The following is a 22,635-nucleotide window of genomic DNA, read 5'->3' on the forward strand; positions in this document are numbered from 1 at the left end:
GAAACTTCCTATGTCCAATGCACTTCAGGTACGGCTCAACAGCCCCCCGCAACAGAAACCTGACGTGAGGCATAAGCTCACGGGGATTCGCCGCTCTACGCCGACGTTTACCCTGTAAAGCTTTGCACAACGCCGGACTTCTGCCAGAGCATTGGCAGAATTTTCCTGAAATGATCCGGGTCGGCGCTGGTCCAGAATTGCGCTTCGCGCACAGGTCCCGGTGATAGCAGGTCGCGCGCTTCCAGCAGACGCTGAAGTTGCCGGGCCACGGCGGCGCCGGTGTCGATCAGGCTGATGGACGGCGGAATCATCTCCAGCAGCAGCGGCTTGAGGAAGGGATAGTGGGTGCAGCCGAGGATAATGGTGTCGCAGCCCGCCGCCAGCAAAGGGTCGACATAGTAGCGTAGCAACTGGCGCAAGGCCTCGCTGTGCAAATCCCCGTCTTCGATCATTTCCACCAGGCCCGGGCAAGGCTGGGTGATCACCCGTACATCGTTGGCAAAACGATCGAGCAAGGCAGCGAACTTGGCGCTTTGCAAAGTCCCGGTGGTGGCCAGCACGCCGACCACGCCACTGCGGGTGGCCGCCGCCGCGGGTTTGACCGCCGGCTCCATGCCCACCAACGGCCAATCCGGGTAACGCAGGCGCAAATCGGCAGCCGCGGCCACCGTCGCGGTATTGCAGGCAATCACCAGTGCCTTGGCGCCTTGCTCACGACAGAAGTCAGCGATCACCGAGCAGCGCTGGCGAATGTACTCCGGGCTTTTTTCACCGTAGGGGATATGCCCGCAGTCGGCGACATAGAACAGCGACTCATTGGGCAACAGCGCCTGGATTTCCTTGAGCACCGACAAACCGCCGACGCCAGAGTCGATGACCGCGATCGGTGCGTCACGCATCGCCGCCACCACAGACGCTGCACTGCGGATCGCGCTTGACCCGCAGCTCACGGAATTTCGTGCCCAGGGCATCGATCAGCAGCAGGCGGCCGACCAGCGGCGCGCCGAAACCGGCCAGCAGCTTCAAGGCTTCCAGCGCTTGCAGGCTACCAACCAGGCCCACCAGCGGACCGATGACGCCGGCCTCGCTGCAGGTCAGCTCAGCTTCGCTGCCGTGCCCGTACAAGCAGTGATAACAAGGGCTTTCCGGACGACGTGGGTCGAACACCGAAAGTTGCCCTTCGAGGCGAATCGCCGCACCGCTCACCAGCGGCTTGCCGGCGGCGACACAGGCCGCGTTCACCGCTTCGCGGGTGGCGAAGTTGTCGCAGCAATCGAGCACCAGGTCCACCGCCGCCACCGCGACACCGAGGGAATCGGCGTCGAGGGCCTGGCGATGGGCGACCAGGGTCACTTCAGGATTGATCGCCGCCAGCCGCCGCAGCGCCGAGTCGACCTTGCTCGAACCGATGCTGGTGGTGTCGTGGATGATCTGACGCTGCAGGTTGGTCAGCTCGACCGTGTCGAAGTCCGCCAGGTGCAGTTCACCGACGCCGGCGGCGGCCAGGTAAAGCGCCACTGGAGCGCCGAGGCCGCCCAGGCCGACGATCAGTACCCGGCTGTTTTTCAGACGCAACTGGCCGTCGATATCGACCTGTTGCAACAGGATCTGCCGGCTATAGCGCAACAGCTCCTGGTCGCTCAGCACGATAGGCACCCCAGACTGATGCGTTGATGGCCGCCCAGGTCAGTACGGCTGTGAACGTCGCTGAAACCCTGCGCCGAGAGCAACGCACGAACGGCTTCGGCCTGATCGTAACCGTGTTCGAGCATCAACCAACCATCGGCCTCCAGGTACACCGGGGCCTGGGCGATGATCAAACGCAGATCGTCCAGGCCGTCGGCACCGGCCACCAGGGCGCTGGCGGGCTCGAAACGCACATCGCCCTGGGCCAGATGCGGGTCGCTCGCGGCAATGTACGGCGGGTTGCTGATGATCAGATGGAAACGCTGACCGTCCAGGGCGCTGAACCAATGGCTGCTCAACACCGTGGCGTTGTCCAGGCCCAGGCGCTGGCGATTGCGTTCGGCCAGGGCGACGGCTTCCGGCACGCGGTCCACCGCGGTCACTCGCCAGGCCGGACGCTCGCTGGCCAGGGCCAGGGCAATCGCCCCGCTGCCGGTGCCCAGGTCGAGCACCTGTGCCGGGGTCGCCGGCAGCCGCTCAAGGGCCGCTTCCACCAGCAGCTCGGTGTCCGGACGGGGAATCAGGGTATGCGGCGCGACTTCCAGGTCCAGTTTCCAGAAACCCTGCTGGCCGAGAATATAAGCCACCGGCTCGCCACCACGACGGCGTAGCAGGAAGTCGGAAAAGGCCAGCGCGGCTTCGCTGCTGACGATCTTTTCCGGCCAGGTGTGCAGGTAACTGCGGGACTTGCCCAGGGCGGCCGCCAACAGCAGTTCGGCATCCAGGCGCGCGCTCGGCGAGTCAGGCAGTTCGGCGGCGCGCAGCAAGCTGGCAATAATGGTCATTCAATCACCCAAGGCGGCCAGTTGATCGGCCTGGTATTCGGCCAACAGCGGCTCGATAACGGCTTCCACCCCCCCGGCCAGGACTTCATCCAGGGAATACAGGGTCAGGTTGACACGATGGTCGGTGACCCGGCCCTGGGGGAAGTTGTAGGTACGGATACGTTCGGAGCGGTCGCCCGAGCCTACCAGCAGCTTGCGCTCGCTGGCGATGGCGTTGGCCGCGGCGCTGGTCTGCTGGTCGTTGAGCTTGGCCGACAGCCAGGACATGGCGCGCGCCCGGTTCTTGTGCTGGGAACGCTCTTCCTGACATTCGACCACGATGCCCGAAGGCAAGTGGGTGATGCGGATCGCCGAGTCGGTCTTGTTGACGTGCTGACCACCGGCGCCGGAGGAGCGATAGGTGTCGATGCGCAGGTCCGCCGGGTTGATCTCGATGGCTTCCTGTTCGTCCGGCTCGGGCAGTACCGCGACCGTGCAGGCCGAAGTGTGGATGCGCCCCTGGGATTCGGTGGCCGGCACGCGCTGGACGCGGTGGGCACCGGATTCGAATTTCAGCTTGCCGTAGACGTTGTCGCCTTCGACCCGGGCAATGACTTCTTTATAGCCGCCATGCTCGCCGACGTTTTCCGAAAGGATCTCCAGGCGCCAGCCGCGCCGCTCGGCATACCGCGAGTACATGCGGAACAGGTCGCCGGAGAAGATCGCCGCCTCGTCGCCGCCGGTGCCGGCGCGGATTTCGAGAAACACGTTGCGGCCGTCATTCGGGTCCTTGGGCAGCAACATGCGTTGCAGGTTGCCCTCCAGTTCGAGCAGTTGCTCCTTGGCTTCGCGGACTTCCTCGACGGCCATTTCACGCATGTCCGGATCGCTGTCCTTGAGCAGCGCCTGGGCGCCCTCGAGGTCGGACTGCACCTTCAACACCAGTTTGTAGGCCGTGACAATCGGCTCGACTTCGGCGTACTCCTTGGAATAGGCGCGGAACTTATTCTGATCGGAAATGACTTCGCCATCGCCAAGCAAGGCGGTCAGTTCCTCGAAACGGTCCTGGAGGATGTCCAGCTTATTGAGCAGTGACGCTTTCATTGCGGTTTCTTATCCGAAAAGCTATCCGATGAGCCCTCACCGAGGGCAAAGAGTTCCTGGGCCATGGCCAGCGCATCGAGGCGGCCTTCGGCGGACAACTTTTTCAGTTGCACGCTGGGCGCATGCATCAACTTGTTGGTCAGGCCGCGAGCCAGTTGCATCAGCACCTCCTCGGCGCTGCCGCCATTGGCCAGCAGCCGCTGCGCCTTCAGCAATTCTTCGTCGCGCAGGCGCTCGCTCTGCTGGCGGTAGGCGCGCAATACATCCACCGCGGCCAGCTCGCGCAGGCGCGCCATGAAATCGTCGACACCGCTGCTCACCAGTTCTTCGGCGGCTTGCGCGGCGCCCTGGCGGCTCTTCAGGTTCTCGGCGACCACTTCGTGGAGATCGTCGACGCTGTAGAGGTAAACGTCGTCCAACTCGCCGACTTCCGGCTCGATATCCCGGGGAACGGCGATGTCCACCATGAAGATCGGCTTGTGCTTGCGCAGCTTCAAGGCACTTTCCACCGCGCCCTTGCCGAGGATCGGCAACTGGCTGGCGGTGGAACTGATGACGATGTCGCTGTGCACCAGCTCCTGGGGAATATCGGCCAACAGCACCGCATGGGCACCGAACTCTTCAGCGAGGATCTTCGCCCGCTCCAGGGTCCGGTTGGCCACCACGATACGCTTGACGCCCTGCTCGTGCAGGTGGCGGGCGACCAGGGTGATGGTTTCGCCGGCGCCGATCAACAACGCGCTGCTGCGCTGCAGATCGCTGAAAATCTGTTTGGCCAGGCTGACGGCGGCAAAGGCCACCGACACCGGGTTCTCGCCGATGGCGGTGTCGGTGCGCACCTGCTTGGCGGCGCTGAACGTGGCCTGGAACAGGCGCCCGAGCAACGGACCAACGGTTCCCGCCTCCCGCGCCACGGCATAGGCCGACTTCATCTGGCCGAGAATCTGCGGCTCGCCCAGAACCAGCGAATCCAGGCCCGAGGCCACGCGCATCATATGACGAACGGCGGCATCGTCTTCGTGCACATAGGCGCAGGCCCGCAGTTCTTCGAGGCTCAGGTGGTGATAATCGGCCAGCCAGCGCAGGACCGAGTCCGCGGTAATGTGCTCCTGCTCGATATACAGTTCACTGCGGTTGCAGGTGGAGAGGATCGCGGCTTCGCGGCTGTCGGTGAGGCGACACAGCTGCTGCAGGGCCTCCACCAATTGCTCGGGGGTAAAAGCCACGCGCTCGCGCACGTCTACGGACGCCGTCTTGTGGTTGATGCCGAGTGCGAGGAAGGCCATTCAGGGTCGCTGATGATGTCGGGAAGCCGACAATTGTCCACCTTCGACTGATTCAGAACAACCATTGCCGACTATTGTCCTAATGTAACGTTGCTATAAGTGTCTGGTGAGCGTCTCGGGTATGGTTCTGCCCACCGCTTGTGTCATGATGACCCGACCCGCAGGTAAGTCGTCCTTCTCCTATATGAATAGATCCTCCGCGTTGCTCCTCGCTTTTGTCTTCCTCAGCGGCTGTCAGGTCTTGGCACCCGTGTTGCCGGGGCGTACGCCACCGGCTGAAGACACCACTCCGGCCCCGGAAAAGCCCAAGGTCTACAGCTCGTTCACCGAAGATACGGTGTTCAGCCTGTTGAGCGCGGAGTTGGCCGGACAGCGAAATCGTTTCGATATCGCGCTGGATAACTACGTGACCCAGGCGATCAACACCCAGGATCCGGGGATTTCCGAGCGGGCCTTCCGCATTGCCGAGTACCTGGGCGCCGACCAGGCCGCCCTCGATACCTCGCTGATCTGGTCGAAAAACGCCCCGAACGACCTTGAGGCGCAACGCGCGGCGGCCATCCAGCTGGCGCGCAGCGGGCGTTATGACGACTCCATGGTCTATATGGAGAAGGTCCTGCAAGGCAAGGGCGATACCCATTTCGACTTTCTCGCCCTGTCGGCCGCCGACACCGACCAGGACACCCGCAACGGCCTGAAGAAAAGTTTCGACCGCCTGCTGCTCAAGCACCCGAAGAACAGCCAGCTGATTTTCGGCAAGGCCCTGTTGCTGCAACAGGATGGCGATACCCAGGGCGCCTTGACACTGCTGGAGAAAAACCCGCCGGAAGACGGCGAAATCGCCCCGATCCTGCTGCGCGCACGCTTGCTGCAAGTGCTGAACCGCGGCAAGGAAGCCTTGCCGATCCTGGAAAAAAGCATCAAGCATTACCCGGACGACAAGCGCCTGCGACTGACCTATGCGCGGATGCTGGTGGAACAGGACCGCATGGCCGACGCCAAGACCCAGTTCTCCAGCCTGGTGCAGCAATACCCGGAAGACGATGAGTTGCGTTTCTCCCTGGCACTCGTCTGCCTCGAGGCCAAGGCCTGGGATGAAGCCAAGGGTTACCTGGAAGAACTGATTACCCGCGACAGCCATGTCGACTCGGCGCACCTGAACCTGGGCCGCATCGCCGAAGAACACAACGACCTGCAGACCGCCCTGGATGAATACGGGCAAGTCGGGCCGGGCAACGATTACCTGCCGGCGCAACTGCGCCAGACCGATATCCTGGTCACCACCGGGCGCGGCGCCGAGGCCTCGAGCAAACTCAAGACGGCCCGCGACGAGCAGCCGGACTACGCGATCCAGCTCTACCTGATCGAGGCCGAGATTCTTTCCGCCAACCATCAGGGTGATCGTGCCTGGAGCGTCCTGCAAAAGGCCCTGTTGCAGTATCCAGACGACCTCAACCTGCTTTACACCCGTGCCATGCAGGCGGAAAAGCGTAACGATCTGGCACAGATGGAGAAAGACCTGCGCGCCATCCTCAAGCGCGAACCGGACAATGCCATGGCGCTGAACGCCCTCGGCTACACCCTGTCGGACCGCACCACCCGCTATGCCGAGGCCAAGGAGCTGATCGAGAAGGCCCACCAGCTGAACCCGGAAGATCCGGCCGTGCTCGACAGCCTCGGCTGGGTGAATTTCCGCCTGGGCAACCTCGACGAAGCCGAACGCCTGCTGCGCCAAGCCCTTGAGCGTTTCCCCGACCAGGAAGTCGCCGCGCACCTGGGTGAAGTCCTGTGGGCCAACGGCAAGCAGCGCGAAGCCAAGCAAATCTGGGGCAAGTTCCTCAAGGACCAGCCCGACAGCCCCCTCCTGCGCAGCACCATCAAGCGCCTGACCGGTTCCGAGACTCTTTAAGCTTATGTTTTTGCGCCACCTCGTTGTTTTCAGCCTGATCGCCCTGCTCGCCGGTTGTGCGGGCTTCGGTGCCCGTGAATCGGTCGAAGGTCACGGTGACCCGGCCCTCTGGGCCAAACACAAACAGCAATTGAGCAGCCTCGACGGCTGGCAGATCAATGGCAAGGTCGGTATCCGCGCACCGAAGGATTCCGGCAGCGGCACCCTGTTCTGGCTGCAACGCCAGGATTACTACGATATCCGCCTGTCCGGCCCGCTGGGTCGCGGCGCCGCGCGCCTGACCGGGCGTCCCGGCCAGGTGACCCTGGAGGTTGCCAACCAGGGCCGCTATGCCGCCACCAGCCCCGAGGCCCTGCTCCAGGAGCAATTGGGCTGGGAGCTGCCAGTGTCCCATCTGGTCTGGTGGGTCCGCGGTCTCCCCGCGCCTGACAGCAAGAGCCGCCTGAACCTGGACAGCGACAGCCGCCTGGCTTCCCTGGAACAGGATGGCTGGCAGGTCGAGTACCTGAGCTACAGCGAGCAGAACGGTTACTGGTTGCCCGAGCGCGTCAAGCTGCACGGTCGCGACCTCGACGTGACCCTGGTAATCAAGGACTGGCAGCCGCGCCAGCTGGGGCAGTGAGATGAGCGCCGCACGCCTGACGCTGCCCTCGCCGGCCAAGCTCAACCTGATGCTGCACATCCTCGGTCGCCGTGAAGACGGCTATCACGAGCTGCAGACCTTGTTTCAGTTTCTCGACTACGGCGACGAACTGAGCTTTGCCGTGCGTGACGACGGTGTGATCCAGTTGCACACTGAATTCCCGGGCGTGCCCCACGACAGCAACCTGATCGTGCGCGCCGCGAAGAAACTCCAGGAACAATCGGCTTGCTCCCAGGGCATGGATATCTGGATCGAAAAAATCCTGCCCATGGGCGGCGGCATCGGTGGCGGCAGCTCGAATGCCGCGACCACCCTGCTCGGCCTCAATCACCTCTGGCACCTGGGTTGGGACGAAGATCGCCTGGCCGCGCTGGGCCTGACACTGGGCGCCGACGTCCCGGTTTTCGTCCGTGGACACGCGGCTTTCGCCGAGGGCGTGGGGGAAAAACTCACCCCGGTAGACCCCGAAGAACCCTGGTATGTCGTGCTCGTTCCGCAAGTCTCTGTAAGTACAGCAGAAATTTTTTCCGATCCGCTGTTGACACGTGACTCTGCGCCCATTAAAGTGCGCCCCGTTCCCAAGGGAAACAGTCGTAATGACTGCTTGCCGGTTGTCGCAAGGCGTTATCCAGAGGTACGTAACGCTTTGAATTTGTTAGGTAAATTTACCGAAGCAAAGTTAACCGGAACTGGAAGTTGTGTGTTTGGGGCCTTCCCAAACAAAGCTGAAGCTGATAAAGTCTCGGCCCTTCTTACAGAGACCCAAACAGGGTTTGTGGCAAAGGGAAGCAATGTTTCGATGTTGCATCGCAAGCTGCAGAGTCTGCTCTAGGAATCGAGTACTGGGTACTCGTTGCAACAGATACAGGGGCGTCGCCAAGCGGTAAGGCAGCAGGTTTTGATCCTGCCATGCGTTGGTTCGAATCCAGCCGCCCCTGCCATTTTCCTATACTCATCCAGGTTACCCTCAGCCTTCAGGTACTGCGCGTGTCCAAGATGATGGTCTTTACGGGGAACGCCAACCCCGATCTGGCTCGACGTGTCGTACGTCAGCTGCATATCCCACTCGGTGACATCTCTGTCGGCAAGTTTTCCGACGGCGAAATTACCGCTGAGATTAATGAAAACGTCCGCGGTAAAGACGTCTTTATCATTCAGCCGACTTGCGCTCCGACCAACGATAACCTGATGGAACTCGTCGTGATGGCAGATGCCTTCCGCCGTTCCTCAGCCACTCGAATCACTGCGGTGATCCCTTACTTTGGTTATGCCCGTCAGGATCGCCGTCCGCGTTCCGCGCGTGTGGCTATCAGCGCGAAAGTCGTCGCTGACATGCTCACCGTCGTCGGCATCGACCGTGTTCTCACGGTTGACCTGCACGCAGACCAGATCCAGGGTTTCTTCGATATTCCGGTAGATAACATCTACGGCTCCCCCGTTCTGGTGGATGACATCGAAGACCAACGCTTCGAAAATCTGATGATCGTGTCTCCGGACATTGGTGGCGTCGTGCGTGCACGGGCCGTTGCCAAGTCGCTGGGCGTGGATCTGGGCATCATCGACAAACGTCGTGAGAAGGCCAACCACTCCGAAGTGATGCACATCATCGGTGACGTCGAAGGCCGCACCTGTATTCTCGTCGATGACATGGTCGATACCGCCGGCACCCTGTGCCACGCGGCGAAAGCCCTCAAGGAACATGGCGCTGCCAAGGTCTTTGCCTACTGCACACACCCTGTGCTGTCGGGTCGCGCGATCGAGAATATTGAAAATTCCGTGCTGGACGAGCTGGTGGTGACCAACACCATCCCGCTGTCCGCTGCCGCACAAGCCTGTGCGCGTATCCGTCAACTGGATATCGCACCGGTAGTCGCCGAAGCGGTTCGCCGCATCAGCAACGAAGAATCGATCAGCGCGATGTTCCGCTAAGGGCCCTGCCCTTTCGGATGTCTCGCTGACGAAAAGCGCCCCGCCCCAACACCTGTTGGGGCGGGGCTTTTTTGCCCATACCGCCTTTAGCGCTGGTCGCAAACGCTAGGGTGGATGTGGTTAATTTGGAGAGTCAACATGAACGAATTTACCCTGAATGCTGAAGTGCGTTCCGACCTGGGGAAAGGTGCGAGCCGCCGCCTGCGTCGTCTCGCTAGCCTGGTTCCAGCTGTAGTTTACGGTGGCGAAAAAGCCCCTGAATCCATCAGCATGCTGGCCAAAGAAGTTGCCAAACTGCTCGAAAACGAAGCGGCTTACAGCCACATCATCGAGCTGAACGTTGGCGGCACCAAGCAAAACGTGATCATCAAAGCCCTGCAACGTCACCCGGCCAAAGGCCACGTGCTGCACGCAGACTTCGTGCGCGTTGTGGCCGGTCAGAAACTGACCGCTCACGTGCCTGTGCACTTCGTCAACGAAGCGGCAGCCATCAAGAAAGGCGGCGAGATTTCCCACGTTGTGGCCGAAGTCGAAGTGACCTGCCTGCCAAAAGATCTGCCTGAGTTCATCGAAGTCGACCTGGCTGACGCCGAAGTCGGTTCGATCATTCACCTGTCGGACCTCAAAGCTCCGAAAGGCGTTGAGTTCGTCGCACTGGCTCACGGTAACGACCTGGCTGTTGCCAACGTTCACGCGCCACGTGTTGCACCGGAAGCTGACGCTGCCGAGTAATATTTACTCCGTAACGTTGGAGTCATGGAAACATCGCGAGCTGGCAAGTAGCGAGTAAAGCGGGCGGGATCGCGAAGTTTGCATCATGTAAATGAGCGCGTTTCGTCCACTTTCGCCGCTACCTGAGTAGCGCCGATGTTATCCACAACTCCTAGGAAGGGCCCCTGTCGTGACTGCCATCAAACTGATCGTTGGCCTGGGAAATCCAGGCCCCGAATACGAACAGACCCGGCATAACGCGGGGGCCCTTTTTGTTGAGCGCATCGCCCACGCCCAAGGTGTCAACCTGGTGGCCGATCGCAAATATTTCGGCCTGACCGGGCGCTTCAATCACCAGGGTCAGGACGTTCGTCTGTTGATCCCCACCACCTACATGAACCGTAGCGGCCAGGCCGTTTCGGCATTGGCTGGATTCTTCCGCATCACGCCTGAAGAAATCCTGGTGGCCCACGACGAACTGGACCTGCCTCCCGGCGTCGCCAAGCTCAAACAGGGCGGCGGACACGGCGGGCACAACGGCCTGCGTGACATCATCGCGCAGCTCGGCAACCAGAATACCTTTCACCGCCTGCGGCTTGGCATTGGCCACCCGGGCGTTGCCAGTATGGTTTCAAATTTCGTCCTGGGTCGTGCGCCACGCGCCGAACAGGAAAAGCTCGATGCCAGCATCGATTTTGCCCTCGGCGTGCTGCCGGATATCCTCGCCGGGGAATGGAACCGCGCGATGAAAAACCTGCACAGCCAGAAGGCCTGACTCTTACCCGAGGGGAAACACCATGGGATTCAACTGCGGCATCGTCGGCCTGCCCAACGTCGGCAAATCCACCCTGTTCAACGCCCTGACCAAATCCGGTATCGCGGCGGAGAACTTCCCCTTCTGCACCATCGAGCCGAACAGCGGTATCGTGCCGATGCCTGACCCGCGCCTGCAGGCCCTGGCCGAGATCGTCAAGCCCAAGCGCATCCTGCCGACCACCATGGAATTCGTCGACATTGCCGGCCTCGTCGCCGGGGCTTCGAAGGGTGAAGGCCTGGGCAACAAGTTCCTCGCCAACATCCGCGAGACCGATGCCATCGCCCACGTGGTCCGCTGCTTCGAAGACGAGAACGTGATTCACGTCTCCAACAGCGTCGACCCCAAGCGCGACATCGAGATCATCGACCTGGAACTGATCTTCGCCGACCTCGACAGCTGCGAGAAGCAACTGCAGAAAGTCACCCGCAACGCCAAGGGCGGTGACAAGGACGCCGTGGTGCAGAAGGGCCTGCTGGAGCAATTGATCGCCCACTTCACCGAAGGCAAGCCGGCGCGCAGCCTGATGAAGAGCATGAGCGACGACGAGAAAGCGGTGATCCGCGGCTTCCACCTGCTGACCACCAAGCCGGTCATGTACATCGCCAACGTCGCCGAAGACGGCTTCGAGAACAACCCGCTGCTGGACGTGGTCAGGGCCATTGCCGAGGAAGAAGGCGCGGTGGTGGTGCCGGTGTGCAACAAGATCGAAGCGGAAATCGCCGAGCTTGATGACGGTGAAGAGAAGGACATGTTCCTCGAAGCCCTGGGCCTTGAAGAACCCGGCTTGAACCGTGTGATCCGTGCCGGCTACGAAATGCTCCACCTGCAGACCTACTTCACTGCTGGCGTCGAGGAAGTCCGCGCCTGGACCGTGCGTGTCGGTGCGACCGCGCCACAGGCTGCCGGTGTGATCCACACCGACTTCGAGAAAGGCTTTATCCGCGCCGAAGTGATCGCCTACAACGACTTCATCCAGTACAAGGGCGAAGCCGGGACCAAGGAAGCCGGTAAATGGCGCTTGGAAGGCAAGGAATACATCGTCAAGGACGGTGATGTGATGCACTTCCGCTTCAACGTGTAAGCGCGCAGCCGGATTCCGGCGGACACTAAACCCCCGTACTCACGCAGTGATACGGGGGTTTTTTTATCCGTTTAATCGAGTAGCTCTGCGACGGGGGCTCTGGGGGATCCTGGACGGCGAGCTCGTCTTTTCAGCTCAGCCCGGCCCTGACTGGTGATCTTTGCTGAGCGGGTAAGCACGTATTTATTAAATTTGAGGACTTGCACCGAGGTTTGCTGGCATTGCGCTATGCTCTACTCCATTAGCTGGAGGATGCCATACCCATCGGGGGTAGCTAGAAGAGCAGCTACCCGTCGTACAAGCCGCAGGCGTCAAGCTACACCTTTGACAACCGGCTAAAGTCATCAAAATGTTTAACCATGGAAAGCTTTCGAGGCTTTGTAAAGGGACGGCGATGACTAATGGCATGCATTATGATCATTTCAGACTTGTCGTTGATGCAGCGCCGACGGGTATCGTTATGGTCGACCCCAAGGGTGACATCGTCCTGGTGAACCGGCATCTGTTGGGCGTATTTGGCTATGCTGAATCAGAACTGCTAGGGCAACCGATAGAGTTACTGCTGCCTCAGTCCCTACGTCCGACTCACCCGGCGAAAGTACGCGCTTTTTTCAATAGCCCTTCTGTCCGTTCCATGGGCGCTGGACGTGACCTGTACGCGGCCCGAAGCGATGGAAGCGAGTTTCCAGTAGAAATTGGCCTGACCCCCGTGGACACTGAAGAAGGCCTTCATGTCCTTGCTACTATTGTGGATATCACCGAGCGCAAAAATGCTGAGAAGCTGCGTGCCCGCACCCGTGATCAGTTCAATGCTGTCGTGGAAGCCTCTCCAACCGGCATTGTGATGATCGATGAAAATGCGCGTATTACCTTGGTTAACTGTCAGATTGAACGCCTATTTGGTTATTCGCGCCATGAACTGATCGGCCAACCCATTGAAATTTTGTTACCCGCGCGAATGCGTATGAGCCACCCTGAAAAGGTGAGAAGTTTTTTCATTAACCCCACCACCCGATCGATGGGAGCAGGGCGTGACCTTTATGCGGCCCGTTTTGATGGAACTGAATTCCCTGTCGAGATTGGTCTGAATCCGCTTGATTTGTTCGATGGGCGCCAGGTCATGGCGACTATTGTTGATATCACCGAACGAAAAAAAGCCGAGGTCAAGCTCCTGCGCGCCAATGAGGGATTGGAGCAATTTGTGTACGTTGCTTCGCATGATCTGCGCTCGCCTCTGCGGGGCATTGCCGATCTGTTGGAGTGGATCAAGGAGGATATTCAAGACACCCCCAACGAAAGCGCGCTGAAGAATATTGATCGGGCCAGGCTCCGGGTGGAAAGGCTTGAATACCTGATTTCCGATTTATTGATTTACGCACGCGCTGGCTCAGTGGATGCGGAAGTCTCGTGCATCGACTTTCAAGCTTTTTTTTCACAACTATTGGAACTGCAATCCCTGCAGGCAGGTTTTGAAATCAAGCTCAACATTGGGCCAGCCAATATCTATGCTGCGCGCACGCCAATTGAGACGGTGATGCGTAATCTGGTCTCTAACGCGGTTAAACATCATGATCTTGATCACGGTGTATTGACGATCAGCGTGCTGGACAAGGGAAAGTTCATTGAATTTTCGGTTGGCGATGATGGCCCCGGAATACCTGAGCACGCACAACAACGTATCTTCAAGTTATTTCAAACTGCGTCGTCGAGTGAGCGACAAAGTTCGGGGGTGGGCTTGGCTGTCGCCAAGAGGCTGACGGAAGCGCACGGCGGCTGGATTGTTGTTGAATCCCAGGATGGTCAGCGTGGAACCACTTTCCGCGTCAATTGGCCGAATACTCGGCCGGACATGGGAGCAAGCTAACCATGGCACAATCACACAACTCCGGGTTCTCGATTTTATTAATCGAAGATGATGACGTCGCGGCTGAAGCCGCTATGCGCAATCTGAAAAAAAGTGGGCTTGACTACCCGTTCTATACGGTTGCCAATGGTGCCGAAGGCCTCGCTGCTCTGCGCGGTAATAGTCCCCACGGGACACTGCCTAAATCCACCATCGTACTGCTCGACCTCAACATGCCGGTGATGGATGGTTTTGAGTTTCTCGAGGCTCTGCGCGCAGACCAAGAACTTCGCTCCAAGGTCGTGTTCGTGCTAACGACGTCGGACGCTGATGCGGACCGCACGCGGGCTTATCACAACTGCATTGCTGGTTACATAGTGAAATCTGCCTTGGACAGCAGGCTTTCCAATCTTGCCAATCTGTTGAAGTCCTATGACGCAGCCATCACACTCGCCTGATACGGCAGTTGAGATAGGCATAATACGCCTCTTGCTCGTTGATGATGACGATGTCGACCGCGAGCGTATTTGTCGCCTCTTGGCTAAAAGCAGCGTCCCGTGTACGGTGACTGAGTCCTCGACATTGGATAAAGCACGTTCCTTGTTAGTCTCGAATGACTTTGATTGCGTGTTTTTAGACTACCACCTTGGTGAAAACATTAGCACAGAACTCCTGCGCGAGATTAAATCAAGCTCGAAACCCTATCTACCTGTCATCATAGTAACCGGAAGCGACAATGAGCGCCTGGTCGTACAAACTATGCAGGATGGTGCGTACGACTTCATTTCCAAAACCCATCTACAGGTAGGCCTGGTAGAAAGCATTTTGCTGAATAGCCAGGTCCGCATCAAGCTGGAGCGCGAATTGCGTTCCGAGCGCGAGCGGCTTGAGTACCTGAGCTTTTACGACACATTAACCGGCCTACCAAACCGCGCGTTGTTTTTTGACAGGGCAGAAAACAACCTGCAAACGGCATCCCGTAGGGGTGAAGCGTTTGCGATCATGCAGATTGACCTTGATCTATTTAAAAACGTGAATGATAGCTTTGGACATTGGGTCGGAGATGTCGTGCTGACTGTCGTGGCACAGCGCATCAAATCCGTTCTGCGAGGGGCCGACACCGTCGCACGTTTTGGCGGCGACGAGTTTGCGGTCGTATTGTCCGAAGCCTCTACCTCAGAAGTTGCTTTGCATGTTGCTGAAAAGATAACCCAGGAAATTCGCAAACCTATCTCTGTTGACAAACATGTGGTGATCATTGAGTCCTCGATCGGTATTGCCCTATACCCATCGCAGGGCGAGTCCGTTCAAACGCTCCTCCTTAAGGCCGATTGGGCCATGTACGCGGCAAAAAAAGGCGCCAACCTTTACCTGACGTACGCGGAGGGCATGGAATCCATGCGTCAATGTCCAGCTCTCGAGAGCGAGCGCTTGCGACAAGCACTTGACCGCCAAGAGTTGTTTGTTGAATATCAGCCCATTATGGACCTGTGCAGCCAAGACATTGATGGTTTCGAGGCGCTTGTACGCTGGCGCACTCAGGACGGAAAAGTCGTACCACCTGACGTGTTCATCCCTCTTGCCGAACGATCTCCACTGATCCGGCCACTGACTTACTGGGTGCTCGGCGCGGCTTTAGACCAAGCTCAAGCTTGGCGCGCTCAGGACTTGGCACTAACGATATCCGTCAATATTTCTGCGCGAATGCTCGATGACACGACCCTTACGCAACGTGTCTTGCAGGAACTGAAGGTCCGTGGACTTCCGACGTCGCTACTAACACTAGAACTCACCGAAACGGCACTTATGTCTAACGTAGAAAGGGCCAGGAAAATTCTGGAAGAACTTATAGACTCAGGTATTCGTATTTCCATCGACGATTTCGGTGCAGGGTTTACTTCATTTAAATATCTGCGCCAGATGGATGTCTCGGAAATCAAAGTGGACATGGCGTTTACCACCGATTTGAAAGAAGGTTCGCGTGATAGGGTGATTGTTCGCTCCATCGCACAGTTAGCCAACGGCTTTGGAGCTACAGCCGTGGCCGAAGGCATAGAGAACCTTAGCGACGTTCCCAAACTGCTGGCGCTCGGTTGTCATAAGGGGCAAGGTTATGGGATTGCGCATCCGATGCTGGGCAAACTCGTTGCTGGATGGATAGCCAATTGGAATACAAGCCGGGTTTTGTTAAATAAATAACCAGAAAAGCCATCCCCCTTTGACCTTGCTGGCACTATTAACTATATCCATAAAACCAGCTTTACCATGGAAAGATCGTGGACCGCCCCAAACCGCTGGCGTGCTTGACGTCTTTCAGGCGAAGACTCATCAAGCCTCATCATCGCGATAGATGCGCACAGGATTTTCGTCCACATCCGCTGCCGACCGAAAGATAAACGCCCATTGTTCATCACTGAACAATGGGCGTTATCAGGTCAGTTGAACCTAACGGATCAGAACTGCCAGCGCACCTGCACATCACCGGTATTGGCGGTGTAACCGCTCGCCGCCTCCAGGGTGTACTTCGCCGACAGGCTGAGGTTTTCGCTGCGCAGCAGCGTCACGCCCAGTGCCAACACCCCGGTGTCGGCGACCGGTTTCGCCCCCGGGCTGGTGAAGCTGGTGGCGCCCGAGGTATCGGCGGCGTAGTTGGCGACCGATTGCAGGCCGTTGTCGTGGTACTCATGCCGCCAGGTCAGTTGCGCCGAAGGCACGACGCTGCCGTAGGACGTGGCGAAGGAACGCTCCAACTTGGCGCCCAGGTCGCTCTTCAGCGAAGTGCTGTTGCTGGAATCCAGGTGCAGCGCCGCGCCATTGCCGCCGCTTTCGGTGTAGCTGTCCTGGCGCAAGGTGCTGTAGGTCAAGCCGGCAATCGGTGTCAGGATGACGTTGGCCATCGAGGCGCCGAGGTCGATAGGGTAGCCGGCTTGTGCCGAGGCAATGTACTGCATGCCATCGTGTTGACCTTTGGCCGCGCCATTGAAACCGCTGAAGCTGATTTCACGCTGGGTATCGTACTGATGCTGGATGGCACCCAGCGACAGGTCCAGATACCACGGCTGGCCCTGGTAGCTGGCATAACCGAACAGGCCGTAGGACTTCACGTCGGCGGAACTGCCGCTGTTGTCGCCGTCGTTGTTCACCGTGGTCTTGGTGTAGCTGAACAGGCCGCCGGCGCGCCAGCTGTCGTTCAGCGCGGCATCGGCGCCCAGCAGGAAGCCGCTGTAGCGGGCGTGGTAGCCGGCAATATCGTCGCGCTCGCCCAGGCGCGAACTGCCACCGAAGGCCTGGCCCCAGAGCCCGGTGTTGCGGGCGCTTTCTCCGGTGGCCACACCGCTGCCGGCGCTGTCGTTCTGTGCGGTGCGCAACCCATCGAGGTGCGCCGCGGCGACATTGAGGACTTGCACGGTGGAGGCGGTGGACGCCTGGGTGGCGGCACTGCTGTTCGCGGTCGGGCTCAACTGCGCCCCGGCGTGGTTGCCGGCGGCCGAAGAGTCGAGGGCCGCGGCGGCGTTGAACAGGTTCATCAGACCGGCATCGACACCGCTGTAATTGAACAGCCCGGTCAGGGGGGCGTTGCTGTTGGCGCTGGAGGCCTGATTGATCGGCGTGGCCCCTGCCGTCGCCGTCCCCAGCGTCACCAGCAAGTCGGCATTGGCGCCATCGGCCACACTGGTACCTGCGGCGTTAAAACCCGCAACCGTGTAGTGCAGGCTGTCGGCGTTGTAATTCGTCCCCGCGGAATTGGCTTGAATCACCACGTAGCGTTGGCCTTGGGCAAAACCATAGCTGCCCAGCTTCTGCAGGCCGATCGTCGAACCCGAAGCGACGTTCGCGCTGCCGGACACCACCAGGCGCCCGTAGCCTGCGTCGGTGTTGATATTACCGGTGGTCACGGCATTGTTGGCCACGCCGAGGATCAGGCTGGCGTTGGCGGCCTGCTGGTAATTACCGGTGATATGGATCGTGTTATTGACCTGCAGCGTGCCTTGGTTGGACACGTTGAAGCTGCCGACATTGATATTGTCGTTAAGCAGTTGATTGCCAAGACCGAATACCAGGTTCGAGGTGGTATTACTGATCGTGCCGATCGTGCCGCCGAAACCGGTCAGGGTGCCGAAGGTCAATCCCGTGCCACCGTTGATGGTCAGGTCCTGGCTGGAGAGGTTCGTGATATCGCCCGCCATCGTGCCTGAGTTGGTAATCACGCCAGGGGTGCCGCCGAGCACGCTGGCCGCCTCGTTGTAAAGCGCATAGCTGCTGCCGGTGATCAGGCCGCTGTTGCTTAGCGTACCGATCGTGCCGCTGTTGTCGATGCCATAGCCGGTGCCGGCGCCGCTGACAGTGCCGCTGATCGTACCGCTGTTGTTCAGCGTGCTGATCGTGCCGCTGTTGACGATGCCATAGCCGAAAGTACCAGCGTTGCTGTTACTGCCGCTGATGATGCCGCTGTTGTTCAACGTGCCGATGCTGCCGTTGTTGCCGATGCCCTCATAGTAGCCGCCGCTGATGGTGCCGCTGTTGCTCAGCGTGCCGATCGTGCCGCTGCTGCTGTTGGCGAAGCCGGTACTATAGCCGCTGATGGTAGCGCCGGCATTGTTGGTCAGCGTGGTGATGCTGCCGTAGTTGAGCATGCCGTCGGCAGTGCTGCCGTTGATGAGGCCATTGTTGGTCAGCGCGCCGATCGTGCCGTCGTTGCGGAAGCCGCCGTTGCCGCCACCACTGAGAGTGCCACCGACATTGTTGGTCAGCGCGGTGATGCTGCCACTGCTGTAGATGCCGCTGTTGTTGCCGCTGATAAGGCCGCTGTTGATCAGCGTGCCGATCGTGCCCTGGTTGTTGATACCGCTGCTGCCGCTGGCGCTGATGGTGCCACCAGCATTGTTGGTCAGCGTGGTGATGCTGCCAGCATTGTAGACACCTGTACCAATGGCGCTGATGGTGCCACCAGCATTGTTGGTCAGCGCGGTGATGCTGCCGCTGCTGTAGATGCCGCTGCCAGCGCTGCCGCTGATGAGGCCGCTGTTATTCAGCGCGCCAATACTGCCGCTGTTGTTGATGCCATTGCCGCTACCGCTGCCGATGAGGCTGCCGTTGTTGAGCAGCGTGCCAAGCGAGGATCCCGTTGCCGACACTGCCGTGCCACTGGATACCGAGACGCCGCTGTTGACCGTGAGATCGCTATTGGTCCATGAAACCTGGTTAGTGGTATTGGAGGAGATAACCGTCGGGACCGGAGCCGCACTCGCCATCGCCGTCGTGGGCGCCAGCGCCGCCAGCGCCGCCGTTATCGACATGCTTAATAGGGTCAAGCGGCCAGCCGTCGATGGCTGTCGATACCTGGATGGGCGTATCGTCATGTACTGCATTTTTTCTCCCCTGTGTCACTTTTTGAAATAATTATTAAATTCGCCGGAGTTTATTCAATCCGCTTTCACAGCCTTGACCGTGCGTCCAAGTTACTGAAATAAATCATTACAACTTACTCTTAAAGGGAATGACTCGCAGGGACGACGGAAAAACGACGTATCGCTGGCGTCAAAGATCGCGATCCTCGACAACCGCGGCGCAACATGCGCAGACAATCAATGCGAGGAAGAATACGTGTCCAATCCTGGAAGTTAACGCCCAAGCGAAGCGGCATAGGCATGCAAATCCTGCGGAGCCATGTCATAGGCTCGGCGAAATGCGCGCGTAAAACTCGATGCGTTGTTAAACCCCAGCCCGAAGGCAATATCTTTTACCGCCAGATGCGGAAAGCGGACCAGATCACTGGCCGCCGCACGCAGCCTGCGGCTGCGGATATAGGCCGCCAGGCCGCCTTCATGGGCAAACAAGCTGTAGACGCTGGCGCGCGACAGATGCAACTGCTGCAAGACACTGTCGGGCGATAAATCAGGCTCGTGCAGATGCGCCTCGACATAACGCCGCACCTGTCCATATACGGCTGCGCGCACCGCCGCGCGGGCGTTACCGGAAAGCCCCGCCTGCTGGCTGAAAGCCGTGGCCAGCAACTGAATCCCTGTGCGAAAGGCACTATCCGCTTCGTCCTTGCTTAGACCGACGATCTGTTGATTGAGTGTCAGCAGATGCGCAACCAGCACCCGTGTTAACGGCGTGGTCGCTTCAACCCGTCGACCATGCAGAGAGGCAGCATCGGGAAAGACCTCTTCCACCAATGCACGCGGCACGAAAAATATCAGCATTCGGCCATGAAAACTCTGGATGGTGCACGGCTGAGCCAGGTCCTGCACCAGAATGCTCGGCGCCGAGGGCCGGTGCGTGTCGAGCCAATGCGCGTAACCCTTCATGTGCGCGGGCGTTCCCTCCAGGAACAGGCTAAAAGAGAGATCGCAGACGCTCTCCGTCGACACGCGCCCGAGTGAGCGCTCGGCCACATTCGGGCTGGTGTGAATATCGAAGAAGCTCAAAGGACCGATCGAGTAACGGCAAAGCGAAGCCGCGAAGGTTTCCTCGCCCTTGGCTGATGGCGGGCGCAGATCGTAGACCGGATCCATCCGTTCTTGCCAGGCCAAAAAGCTCAGGTTGGCATCGCCTTGCACGCTGAAATGACTGCACGTGATGCCAGGCGCGAGGATGGGCCGCTCCGGCGGCAACAGCAGGCGCCTTTCCGGCATGCCATCTAACACCATATCGCTCATTCGTCAGTCTTCGTGAACGGTATCGGGAAACCGGATCAACGCGAACAGGCTGATGCATAAGGTTGCCAGCAGATACCAGGCGGGCGCCATCGGGTTGCCGGTCACGCCGATCAGCCAGGTCACGATAAAGGGCGAAAAACCGCCGAAAGTCGCCACGCCCAAACCGTAAATGATGGAAATGCCGGTGGCCCGGTGGTGACGCGGAAAAGCTTCGAGCATCATCACCGAACTGGGCCCGGTGTTGGTTAACGCCAGCGCGACATAGCCCATGATAATGAGCAATGAAGCAATCTCTCCGACACCATGCGTCAATGCCAGGAACGCGGGGTAAACCAGCAGGATACAGCCGGTCAGCAGCAGGTACTGGATCGGTTTGCGGCGGGGTTGTCGATCGGAAATACCGCCCAGCAACGGTGTGCCAAGGAAAATGACCGTGCTTGCGAGACAGGCGCACAGCAGACTGAAGATGGGTGGCAGATGCAATACCGTCACCAGGTAAGTCGGCATGTAAAACACCATGATGTAAGCACTCGCCGAGGGCCCCGCCATCGACAGTATCCCCAACCACAGCGCGCGCGGATGGTGAGCGAACATACTCTTCAGCGAGGGGCGATAGGTTGCATCCATCGGACGCTCGGTCATTTGCTGTCGCAGATACCATCCGACCGGCCCGATCAGCATTCCCAGTATGAAAGGGATCCGCCATCCCCAAAGCTGCATGGCTTCGGGCGTCAGCACTGCCGTGGTGCAGGCGCCGATCAACGCGCCGGCCAGCGCGGCCACCCCCTGGCCGGTGCCCCGCCAACTGGTCAGGTAACAGCGGCGGCCTTTTTCAGCCAACTCCATCAAGGCCGCCGTAGAGACGCCGATTTCCCCGCCCGCCGCGAAGCCCTGCAGCAGCCTTGCCAACACCATGAGCAGCGCTGCCGCCCAGCCGATGGAGGCGTATGACGGGGTGAATGCGATGATGCCGGTGCCCAGCGTCATCAGCGTGATCGAGAGCGTCAGTCCCGCCTTGCGCCCCTTGCGATCCGCCAGATTACCGATGAGCAGCGCCCCCAGCGGACGCATGATGAAACCGACGCCGAATGTGGCGAGCGAAAGCAGCAGCGATACGAGGACGCTGCCCGATGGAAAAAAGAGTTTGCCGATGATGACAGCGGAAAAGCTGTACACCGTAAAGTCGTAGGTGATTAAACCGTTACCAATGGCAACCGCCCAGATGATGCGCTTTGACTGTTCATCGGCGCGCAGGGCCTCTTCAGCGACGGGCATTGGGACTGAGACGGGAAGCATGGTCATTTTAGCCTTTAGTTATCGAGCAAAATCCATGCCCAACTCAGCAAAATCCATGCCAGAGAATTCAAAGCGCTGTACGAGTATCAAAACAGAAACTGGCCGTGATATTTCACACCGAACCGATCACAACGGCCACTTTTCTTCGTGTGCCTGCGGATTCCACACACATCCGAGCACCTGCTCCACGCTCATCCGGTCAGGGAGGAGTCGCGGCCTTCAGCCATGTGTCATGATCAAATCGCAGGCCCGGACCGGCGCGCCGGAACTCAGCATGTGGCCCTTAGCCTTATACACGCTAGCGCCGACTGAGAGTTCGCCGTTGAATTTGAACTGCCAGATGACATCGGGATTGCTGATGCGGTAGCCGATGCCCTGCAAGTCCAGCATGTTGTTGGCGATGTTACCGGTCAAGGTTTCCACCACGATATCATTCTTACGGTAGGCGTTGACGGTACCGCCGTTCACTTCCATGGTGAACTTGGCCTGATAGGCGCTTTTACCGTTGTTCGTGTTCGCATCGCAGCTCATCAAGCCATTCCATTTCTCTGCTGTCAACACAGGCGCCGGTCTCGCCTGCGACGGTGGTGTGGCGGGGTTGTGGAGGCCTCGGCTTGCGACAGCACCGGGGCCTTCAATTGCCTCTGTGACGGGATGAAAAACTCATAACCGTTTTGCGTGGTCAATTCGGCGCAGCGATAAATCCAGTAATACCAGACCATGTCGCGCGAGGTTTGCCCATTGCCGTTGAAGACGACACGATAGGTGCTGTCGTCGATTTTGGTTTCAGTGTAACCGCCGGTGAATCCATGCGGTCCGTAGGCAGTGGTGCATCCGCTCAGCAACGCTGCTGTCAGCAACAAGCAGGGTAAGGCCTGGCACCACGGGTTAATCATCATGGATG

Annotated in this window: 20 protein-coding genes and 1 tRNA gene; 11 read left to right on the top strand and 10 right to left on the bottom strand. The window is 59.2% G+C overall.

What is annotated here, in order from left to right; all coding sequences use genetic code 11:
• Positions 1-107 precede the first annotated feature (107 nt).
• The 5 genes from murI to hemA are packed head-to-tail and all read right to left on the bottom strand — an operon-like array spanning position 108 to position 4,840.
• Entirely contained in the window at positions 108-899 is a 792-nt protein-coding gene (gene murI, locus AC07VG_RS21995) for a glutamate racemase (protein ID WP_495001161.1), read from the bottom strand.
• Positions 892-1,647: a molybdopterin-synthase adenylyltransferase MoeB gene (locus AC07VG_RS22000; protein ID WP_495001162.1), complete on the bottom strand. Its 756-nt coding sequence runs from the start codon at positions 1,645-1,647 to the stop codon at positions 892-894. The genes murI and AC07VG_RS22000 overlap by 8 nt, the downstream gene beginning before the upstream one ends.
• Positions 1,641-2,471 (bottom strand): peptide chain release factor N(5)-glutamine methyltransferase, encoded by an 831-nt coding sequence (gene prmC, locus AC07VG_RS22005; protein WP_495021873.1) that lies wholly within the window; start codon positions 2,469-2,471, stop codon positions 1,641-1,643. Before prmC ends, AC07VG_RS22000 begins: the two co-directional genes overlap by 7 nt.
• Positions 2,472-3,554 carry a peptide chain release factor 1 gene (prfA, locus tag AC07VG_RS22010; protein ID WP_495001164.1) on the bottom strand — a complete coding sequence of 361 codons (1,083 nt, stop codon included), beginning with the start codon at positions 3,552-3,554 and terminating at the stop codon, positions 2,472-2,474.
• A complete protein-coding gene (gene hemA / locus AC07VG_RS22015; protein ID WP_495001165.1) occupies positions 3,551-4,840 on the bottom strand; it encodes a glutamyl-tRNA reductase in 1,290 nt (429 codons plus the stop codon). Before hemA ends, prfA begins: the two co-directional genes overlap by 4 nt.
• A 184-nt stretch (positions 4,841-5,024) precedes the next feature.
• Between hemA and AC07VG_RS22020 the strand changes: the two genes are divergently transcribed.
• The 11 genes from AC07VG_RS22020 to AC07VG_RS22070 all read left to right on the top strand — a co-directional run bounded on the left by AC07VG_RS22020 (position 5,025) and on the right by AC07VG_RS22070 (position 15,972).
• Positions 5,025-6,749 carry a tetratricopeptide repeat protein gene (locus AC07VG_RS22020; protein ID WP_495001166.1) on the top strand — a complete coding sequence of 575 codons (1,725 nt, stop codon included), beginning with the start codon at positions 5,025-5,027 and terminating at the stop codon, positions 6,747-6,749.
• 4 nt (positions 6,750-6,753) lie between these two features.
• Positions 6,754-7,371 carry a lipoprotein insertase outer membrane protein LolB gene (lolB, locus tag AC07VG_RS22025; protein WP_495001167.1) on the top strand — a complete coding sequence of 206 codons (618 nt, stop codon included), beginning with the start codon at positions 6,754-6,756 and terminating at the stop codon, positions 7,369-7,371.
• 1 nt (position 7,372) lies between these two features.
• Positions 7,373-8,224 carry a 4-(cytidine 5'-diphospho)-2-C-methyl-D-erythritol kinase gene (gene ispE / locus AC07VG_RS22030; protein ID WP_495001168.1) on the top strand — a complete coding sequence of 284 codons (852 nt, stop codon included), beginning with the start codon at positions 7,373-7,375 and terminating at the stop codon, positions 8,222-8,224.
• A 34-nt stretch (positions 8,225-8,258) separates the two neighbouring features.
• Positions 8,259-8,333 (top strand) — tRNA-Gln (locus AC07VG_RS22035).
• 46 nt (positions 8,334-8,379) lie between these two features.
• Positions 8,380-9,321, top strand: coding sequence for a ribose-phosphate pyrophosphokinase (locus AC07VG_RS22040; protein WP_003171603.1), 942 nt, complete (start codon positions 8,380-8,382; stop codon positions 9,319-9,321).
• A gap of 138 nt (positions 9,322-9,459) precedes the next feature.
• Positions 9,460-10,053, top strand: a complete 594-nt coding sequence (locus AC07VG_RS22045; protein ID WP_495001169.1) for a 50S ribosomal protein L25/general stress protein Ctc — start codon at positions 9,460-9,462, stop codon at positions 10,051-10,053.
• Positions 10,054-10,222: 169 nt separating this feature from the next.
• Complete coding sequence (gene pth / locus AC07VG_RS22050) at positions 10,223-10,807, top strand: aminoacyl-tRNA hydrolase (RefSeq protein ID WP_495001170.1); 585 nt, start codon at positions 10,223-10,225, stop codon at positions 10,805-10,807.
• Positions 10,808-10,829: 22 nt separating this feature from the next.
• Positions 10,830-11,930, top strand: coding sequence for a redox-regulated ATPase YchF (gene ychF / locus AC07VG_RS22055; RefSeq protein ID WP_495001171.1), 1,101 nt, complete (start codon positions 10,830-10,832; stop codon positions 11,928-11,930).
• A 406-nt stretch (positions 11,931-12,336) separates the two neighbouring features.
• Positions 12,337-13,794: a sensor histidine kinase gene (locus AC07VG_RS22060; RefSeq protein ID WP_495001172.1), complete on the top strand. Its 1,458-nt coding sequence runs from the start codon at positions 12,337-12,339 to the stop codon at positions 13,792-13,794.
• Positions 13,795-13,796: 2 nt separating this feature from the next.
• Positions 13,797-14,231, top strand: coding sequence for a response regulator (locus AC07VG_RS22065; RefSeq protein WP_495001173.1), 435 nt, complete (start codon positions 13,797-13,799; stop codon positions 14,229-14,231).
• Positions 14,206-15,972 carry an EAL domain-containing response regulator gene (locus AC07VG_RS22070; RefSeq protein WP_495001174.1) on the top strand — a complete coding sequence of 589 codons (1,767 nt, stop codon included), beginning with the start codon at positions 14,206-14,208 and terminating at the stop codon, positions 15,970-15,972. Before AC07VG_RS22065 ends, AC07VG_RS22070 begins: the two co-directional genes overlap by 26 nt.
• A gap of 254 nt (positions 15,973-16,226) precedes the next feature.
• Here the strand turns inward: AC07VG_RS22070 and AC07VG_RS22075 are convergent, their stop codons facing one another.
• The 5 genes from AC07VG_RS22075 to AC07VG_RS22095 form a co-directional block, all read right to left on the bottom strand.
• Positions 16,227-19,085: an autotransporter outer membrane beta-barrel domain-containing protein gene (locus tag AC07VG_RS22075; RefSeq protein WP_495021874.1), complete on the bottom strand. Its 2,859-nt coding sequence runs from the start codon at positions 19,083-19,085 to the stop codon at positions 16,227-16,229.
• A 309-nt stretch (positions 19,086-19,394) separates the two neighbouring features.
• A complete protein-coding gene (locus AC07VG_RS22080; RefSeq protein WP_495001176.1) occupies positions 19,395-20,435 on the bottom strand; it encodes a helix-turn-helix domain-containing protein in 1,041 nt (346 codons plus the stop codon).
• A gap of 3 nt (positions 20,436-20,438) precedes the next feature.
• A complete protein-coding gene (locus AC07VG_RS22085) occupies positions 20,439-21,737 on the bottom strand; it encodes an MFS transporter (protein WP_495001177.1) in 1,299 nt (432 codons plus the stop codon).
• 213 nt (positions 21,738-21,950) lie between these two features.
• Complete coding sequence (locus tag AC07VG_RS22090) at positions 21,951-22,262, bottom strand: hypothetical protein (RefSeq protein ID WP_495001178.1); 312 nt, start codon at positions 22,260-22,262, stop codon at positions 21,951-21,953.
• Between the two features lie 23 nt (positions 22,263-22,285).
• Positions 22,286-22,630 (bottom strand): CC0125/CC1285 family lipoprotein, encoded by a 345-nt coding sequence (locus AC07VG_RS22095; protein WP_495001179.1) that lies wholly within the window; start codon positions 22,628-22,630, stop codon positions 22,286-22,288.
• Between the last annotated feature and the right edge of the window lie 5 nt (positions 22,631-22,635).

This window comes from Pseudomonas sp. GW821-FHT03C07, from assembly GCF_059420925.1.

Coding starts and splice junctions, on each gene's coding strand:
- AC07VG_RS22020 (WP_495001166.1), top strand. CDS start 5,025: ATGAATAGATCCTCCGCGTTGCTCCTCGCTTTTGTCTTCCTCAGCGGC.
- AC07VG_RS22085 (WP_495001177.1), bottom strand. CDS start 21,737: ATGACCATGCTTCCCGTCTCAGTCCCAATGCCCGTCGCTGAAGAGGCC.
- hemA (WP_495001165.1), bottom strand. CDS start 4,840: ATGGCCTTCCTCGCACTCGGCATCAACCACAAGACGGCGTCCGTAGAC.
- prmC (WP_495021873.1), bottom strand. CDS start 2,471: ATGACCATTATTGCCAGCTTGCTGCGCGCCGCCGAACTGCCTGACTCG.
- AC07VG_RS22060 (WP_495001172.1), top strand. CDS start 12,337: ATGCATTATGATCATTTCAGACTTGTCGTTGATGCAGCGCCGACGGGT.
- murI (WP_495001161.1), bottom strand. CDS start 899: ATGCGTGACGCACCGATCGCGGTCATCGACTCTGGCGTCGGCGGTTTG.
- ychF (WP_495001171.1), top strand. CDS start 10,830: ATGGGATTCAACTGCGGCATCGTCGGCCTGCCCAACGTCGGCAAATCC.
- lolB (WP_495001167.1), top strand. CDS start 6,754: ATGTTTTTGCGCCACCTCGTTGTTTTCAGCCTGATCGCCCTGCTCGCC.
- ispE (WP_495001168.1), top strand. CDS start 7,373: ATGAGCGCCGCACGCCTGACGCTGCCCTCGCCGGCCAAGCTCAACCTG.
- AC07VG_RS22090 (WP_495001178.1), bottom strand. CDS start 22,262: ATGAGCTGCGATGCGAACACGAACAACGGTAAAAGCGCCTATCAGGCC.
- AC07VG_RS22080 (WP_495001176.1), bottom strand. CDS start 20,435: ATGAGCGATATGGTGTTAGATGGCATGCCGGAAAGGCGCCTGCTGTTG.
- AC07VG_RS22045 (WP_495001169.1), top strand. CDS start 9,460: ATGAACGAATTTACCCTGAATGCTGAAGTGCGTTCCGACCTGGGGAAA.
- AC07VG_RS22065 (WP_495001173.1), top strand. CDS start 13,797: ATGGCACAATCACACAACTCCGGGTTCTCGATTTTATTAATCGAAGAT.
- AC07VG_RS22070 (WP_495001174.1), top strand. CDS start 14,206: ATGACGCAGCCATCACACTCGCCTGATACGGCAGTTGAGATAGGCATA.
- prfA (WP_495001164.1), bottom strand. CDS start 3,554: ATGAAAGCGTCACTGCTCAATAAGCTGGACATCCTCCAGGACCGTTTC.
- AC07VG_RS22095 (WP_495001179.1), bottom strand. CDS start 22,630: ATGATGATTAACCCGTGGTGCCAGGCCTTACCCTGCTTGTTGCTGACA.